General features: G+C 40.4%; 2 protein-coding genes and 1 pseudogene. 2 read left to right on the top strand and 1 reads right to left on the bottom strand.

The genetic code is table 11. From position 1 onward, the window contains the following. Positions 1 to 323: 323 nt before the first annotated feature. A complete protein-coding gene (locus ACE1B6_RS19010; protein ID WP_413258828.1) occupies positions 324 to 542 on the bottom strand; it encodes a hypothetical protein in 219 nt (72 codons plus the stop codon). A gap of 137 nt (positions 543 to 679) precedes the next feature. Between ACE1B6_RS19010 and ACE1B6_RS19005 the strand changes: the two genes are divergently transcribed. Beyond that, positions 680 to 1,105, top strand: coding sequence for a nucleoside deaminase (locus ACE1B6_RS19005; RefSeq protein ID WP_413258827.1), 426 nt, complete (start codon positions 680 to 682; stop codon positions 1,103 to 1,105). 134 nt (positions 1,106 to 1,239) lie between these two features. Beyond that, positions 1,240 to 5,970: pseudogene (locus ACE1B6_RS19000) on the top strand (esterase-like activity of phytase family protein); the annotation flags it as partial. Positions 5,971 to 6,000: the final 30 nt, after the last annotated feature.

Raw genomic sequence — 6,000 nt, 5'->3', positions numbered from 1 at the left:
ATAATTAGAGCGAATAATCTGTTACGCATTTAAATCACTTATTAACGAGTAGGGTGCGTCAGACGGTAAAGCCTATGTAGAAAGGAAAATATCTAAATCTGACGCACCCTACAATATGACTTTTAAATGCGTAACAGCTTAATCAGGTTGGTTGTGAGTACTCCAGTGTTCCCTCGCTAAAACGCCAACAACGAACTTAACTATAAAAGTAAAAACTGGGCTTATTTAGCCCAGCTTAATAACTTGAGAGTTCAGGAGTTTTAAAAAGTAATGATTAAAAATTTATTGCGGATTTCTTATTTCTTGAGTTTGGTGCAGAAAAGTTACATTACAGCAGAGATTTCATTAACCATTTGCAAACGTCCCCGACGCACGCCATAAAGTAATCTATCTAAACTAGTTTGTTCTTCTTCACTCAAGCAACCTTCGAGAATAGCTGCTTTTAATCCGTAGCGATCGGCAAGAGTGATATTTCCTGAACTGGTAACTTCGGCGAATAAGTCAGAAAGGGCGGTAGGGAGAAGGTTAAGTTGGTGGGACATTGGTACTGGCTGAACTCTATGCTTTTATTATGGAAGCAAATTAAACCAAGCTCGGTGATTACACCGATGACAGGCTTGTGATAGTTATATAGTGATAAAAGCGATCGAGATCACAATCAGTTATTTGAGGTCAAAACATGAGTCCAGAAGAGTTGATGAAAGTCGCTTTAGCAGAGGCGAAGCAAGGGGATGCGCCTTATGGTGCGGCGATCGTCAAGGATGGGAAAATTGCGATCGCCGCCCACAATACCGTCAAACGCGATCGCGATCCTTCCGCCCACGCCGAAATTAACGCCATTCGGTTTTTAACTAAAAAGCTCAACAGCACTTCTTTAAGTGGTTACACTTTGTATACCACTTGCGAACCTTGCCCAATGTGTGCTACAGCTTGCATTTGGGCTGGCATTTCCGAAATTATTATTGGCGCTTCCATTAAAGATTTAATTGAGTTAGGCATTTCGCAAATTGATTTAAGTTGCGAAGAAATTATTGCTAAAAGTTTTTGCAGCATTAAAGTTACTAAAGGGCTTTTAAAATCTGATTGTCTATCATTATTTAAATAGCTTCTTTTTCCCAAAATCTTAACCTTTCCTTGAACAAAAGCCACTTGTTTCTTAACCTAAATTCGTGGGTAAACTCAGGTTTGCTGAAATAGCAAATGGCAATTTAAAGTTAACCCAATTTGAACAGCATGGCAGAACTTCAAGGATTCGCTTTATTACCCGCAGATACCTTTGCTGGTGGCCCTCCATCTGGTTCTCAAGCAAGTAGTTTAGGTGGCCCATTTCCAGAACAACCAGTACAAGGATTTAGTGGTGTGCAGTTTGCTGACAAAGATTCTTTTTGGTTTGTGTCAGACAATGGGTTTGGTAGTAAAACGAATAGTCCTGATTATTTGTTACGTATATATCGCTTAGAACCAGAATTTAGAGGTGCTAGCGGTGATGGTACAGTAAAAGTACAAGAGTTTATTTCTTTATCCGATCCTGACAATAAAATTCCTTTTCCGATTGTTAATGAAGGGACAAGAGAAAGACTATTAACAGGAGCCGATTTTGATATTGAGTCCTTTGTTTTTGCTTCTGATGGTACTATTTGGGTTGGCGAAGAATTTGGCCCTTATATGTTGCATTTCGATCGCACAGGTAAACTCTTAGAAGCGCCAATTCCCACCCCAAATTTCGCCGATATTAAAACTCTTAGCGGTGAATTACCAATTGTAATCGGACATCGAGGTGCTAGTGGTTATCGCCCCGAACATACTTTAGTATCTTATGAATTGGCGATCGATCTAGGCGCTGATTATATTGAACCAGATTTAGTTTCTACCAAAGATGGCGTATTAATTGCCCGCCATGAAAACGAAATTTCGGGAACTACAGATGTTGCCCTTCGCCCGGAATTTGCCGATCGCAAAACCACCAAAACAATTGATGGTCAACAATATACAGGTTGGTTTACGGAAGACTTTACTTTAGCAGAAATCAAAACCTTAAAAGCTAAAGAACGCTTAGATTTTCGTGACCAAACTTTTAACGGACAATTTGAAATTCCTACCTTACAGGAAATCATTGATTTAGCCAAGCAAAAAAGTGCCGAAACAGGACGCACAATTGGCATTTATCCAGAAACAAAACACCCAACTTATTTTGATTCCGTTGGTTTGTCATTAGAGGAACCATTAGTAACAGTTTTGAAAGCTAATGGTTACGATAATGAAAATTCTCCCGTCTTTATCCAATCTTTTGAAGTTCAAAACTTAAAAGATTTAAATCAATTAATTGATGTACCTTTGGTGCAGTTACTTGATGCGGTTGATGTTGGCCCAAATGGGGTATTAATTGAAACCAAACCCTTTGATTTTGTGGTTAACAACGACCCTCGAACTTATGGTGATTTACGCAGTCCCCAAGGGTTAGCAGAAATTGCCACTTATGCGGATGGAATTGGCCCTTGGAAACGGATGATTGTTTCCGTAGATGCTAATAATAACACGCTACCACCTACTACTTTAGTACAGGATGCTCATGCAGCTGGGTTATTAGTTCATCCTTACACTTTTCGCGATGAACCTCGCTATTTGGCAGCGAATTATAACAACAATCCTATCACTGAATACGAACAATTTTTCAGGTTAGGCGTAGATGGATTGTTTAGTGATTTCTCCGATACAGCCTTAAAAGCACGTAGCGAAACTTTAGTTTCGGGAATTGTTCAATCTCCCGATCATCCTGATGTTTTAGCAGGTACAGCTACATCTAATTTGCCTCGTTCTAGAGGTTATGAAGGATTAGCAATTAATCCCAGCAAAACTAAATTATACGGTCTTTTGGAAGGCCCGGTTACTGGCGATCCTGATGATACTTTGCGAATCAATGAATTCGATCCGACTTCTAAAGAGTTTACAGGAATTGCTGGGCGTTATCGACTCGAAGCAGAGGGGAATGCGATCGGAGATTTAGCAGTTATCAACGACAATGAATATTTAGTAATTGAACGCGATGGCAGACAAGGGAATGAAGCGCAACTTAAGAAGATTTTCAAAATTAATTTAGCCGAAAAAGATGCTGACGGCTACGTTGCTAAAACCGAAGTTGCCGACTTACTAAATATTCAAGATCCCCAAGACTTAAATCAAGATGGTAGCACGACTTTTCGCTTTCCTTTTGTGACAATCGAAAACGTTTTGGCGATCGATCAAAATACGATTTTAGTTGCTAATGACAATAACTTTCGAGGTGGTGCTGGCAGACCACCAGAACCAGATCAAAATGAGTTTCTGCTGCTAAAATTAAATGAACCTCTGAATATCGATCCCAGAGTTGGTGTTAGCGCAGTTCCAGAAAATACTGACGATCGATCGAATTTGTCTTTATTCGATCCGAAGTATTATTTAGCAACTAATACTGATGTTGCTGAGGCAATTGCTAGAGGAGAAATTAGCAGTGCTTACGCTCATTTTTCCCAATTTGGTATTCTGGAAGGACGCAATCCTAGTTCTCGATTTGCTTTAGAATATTTAGCGGAAAATTCTGATGTAGCGCAAGCGATAGCCAATGGAGGAGTTAAAAGTGGATTTGACCACTTTTTTCGGTTTGGCTACAAAGAATCTCGATCTTTCAGCATTGAGTTTAGGCAGTTTTTTGATAGTAGTTATTATCTGGCAAATAATGCGGATGTGGCGGTGGGTATTGCCCAAGGACAAATCCAAAATGAGTTAGAACACTTCATCAAAACTGGTTTAAGTGAAGGACGTGCTCCTAGTGCCGAATTTGCCCTGTTTAATGATTTCTATCTTACCTTTAATCAGGATGTTGCCCAAGCAGTAAATCAGGGATTTCTCGAAAGTGGAATGCAACATTTACTGGAATATGGATTAAGTGAAGGTCGATCGCAGTTAGCCCAGTTTCGCCTACTGTTAAATAACTTCGACGCTAGCTTTTATCGCCAGCAAAACTTTGATGTTAGACAGGCAGTTTCCCAAGGGTTTTTCCGCAATGAACTGGAACATTTCTACAAACATGGTTTATTTGAAGGGCGCACACCAGGAGCACAATTTAATGGGAATGCTTACCTAAATCAAAATCGGGATGTGGCAATTGCGATCGCCCAAGGTCAATTTAGTTCCAGCTTTGAACATTACTTTTTCTTTGGCTACCAACAAGGGCGAATTATTAACACGGTAGACTACAGCGGTAGCATTACTGGCTTAGAAGTTAACCTGACAACTGGAGAAGTAAAACAACGCCAAGCTTCTACTATTTATCTCGACAATTTACCACCTTTAGCCCAAAGTCCAGCAGGTCAAGATATTGCTTTTGGTGGATTTTCTGGGTTATTCTTTGAAGGACGAACAGCTAATGGAAACTTGCAATTTATTACCCACACTGACAGAGGGCCAAATGCTGAACCAACTGACATTAATGGAGTCAGAGTTAGACCTTTTCCTTTGCCGAATTTCCAACCGAGTTGGATAAAATTTGAATTAAATCCCAACACCGGAGAAGTTAGCAATTTAGAAAGAATTGGGTTGAGAAATAAAGACAATACACCCATGTCAGGATTGCCAAATTTGCAAGGTCAAGCCGGATTAGCATATAGTGATGAAGTCGGTGCAGATGTATTTGGCAACATTTTAGAAAATGACCCCTTTGGTGTAGATTTAGAAGGAATTACTCGCGCTCCTGATGGTACTTATTGGATGGTGGATGAGTACCGACCTTCGATTTTGCATTTTGATGCTACAGGGAAATTAGTGGAAAGATATGTGCCCGAAGGATCGAATGCTTCGGGAGTAGTTACAGGTGTGGAAGCATTACCCGCAGTTTACGCCCAAAGACGTGCTAACCGAGGTTTTGAAGCAGTAGCTTACCAAAATGGCAAAGTTTACGCCTTCATTCAAAGCGCCATTGATAATCCAGATGTAGCGAACGATCGCACTTCCAGAGATTCCTTAAACCTGCGAATTGTGGAATTCGATCCCCAAACAAAACAAACAACTGGCGAGTATCTTTACCGTTTAGAAAGTTTGCAAGCTGACAAAATTGGCGATGCGGTTTCTTTAGAAAATGGCAAAATTTTAGTTGCTGAAAGAGATGATAACAGCGGTGCAGGAGCATTCAAAAGAGTCTTCCAAATAGACTTAGCTGAAGCTACCAATTTAATGACAGCAGATCTAACTCGTTTACCTGCTGGAAAGACGATCGAAACCTCTTCTTTAGAAGAACTAACAGCCGCAGGTATTCGCCCAGTCAACAAAACATTATATGTTGACTTAATTGCGGCGGGATACGATCCCAAAAACGAAGCTAAAGTCGAAGGGTTAGCTTTAGTTGACACCGGAGAAATTGCCGTTGTTACTGATAATGATTTTGGGATTGGCGGCGCATCGTTAGATCCCGCTACGGGAATTTTAACTCCTCAATTTCCCGGTGATGTTCCTACTTTAGGAATTGTTCTACCTGACGAAACTGAAACTAACAAAATTAACGGTGTTAATAACGTTTCTGGTAGTAGTTACGCCGACGAAATTATCGGTAACGATCGAGCAAATCAAATTACAGGTGACGCAGGGGAAGATACTCTGACTGGCGCAGGTGGTGCAGATATGTTCTCCTATCAAACTGCTGATGAAGCTGATGATATGATTACCGATTTTAGTGACGATGATATGCTCTCAATTTCCGCAACTAACTTTGGTGGAGGTTTGCGTGCGGGTGTTGCTTTGAGTAACCAAGCATCTGCTACAGGTGTATTTGTTAGTGGTACTAATCCTCAACCTTTGGGAACAAGTGCTAATTTCTTGTATAACACTCAAACAGGTGTTCTCAGTTTTGATTCTGATGGTACTGGTGCAAATTCAGCAATAGTAATTGCTACTTTAGAAGGCGCACCGAATTTGACTCTGAATCAAATTGCGATCGCATAACACAGTTGTAGGGTGCGTCAGATCATAAAT

Source organism: Floridaenema fluviatile BLCC-F154 (assembly GCF_041929135.1).
In the GTDB taxonomy this organism is placed as follows: Bacteria; Cyanobacteriota; Cyanobacteriia; order Cyanobacteriales; family Aerosakkonemataceae; genus Floridanema; species Floridanema fluviatile.
The sequence above is the reverse complement of the archived record's forward strand: the minus strand, read 5'-3'. Positions and strand labels throughout refer to the sequence as shown.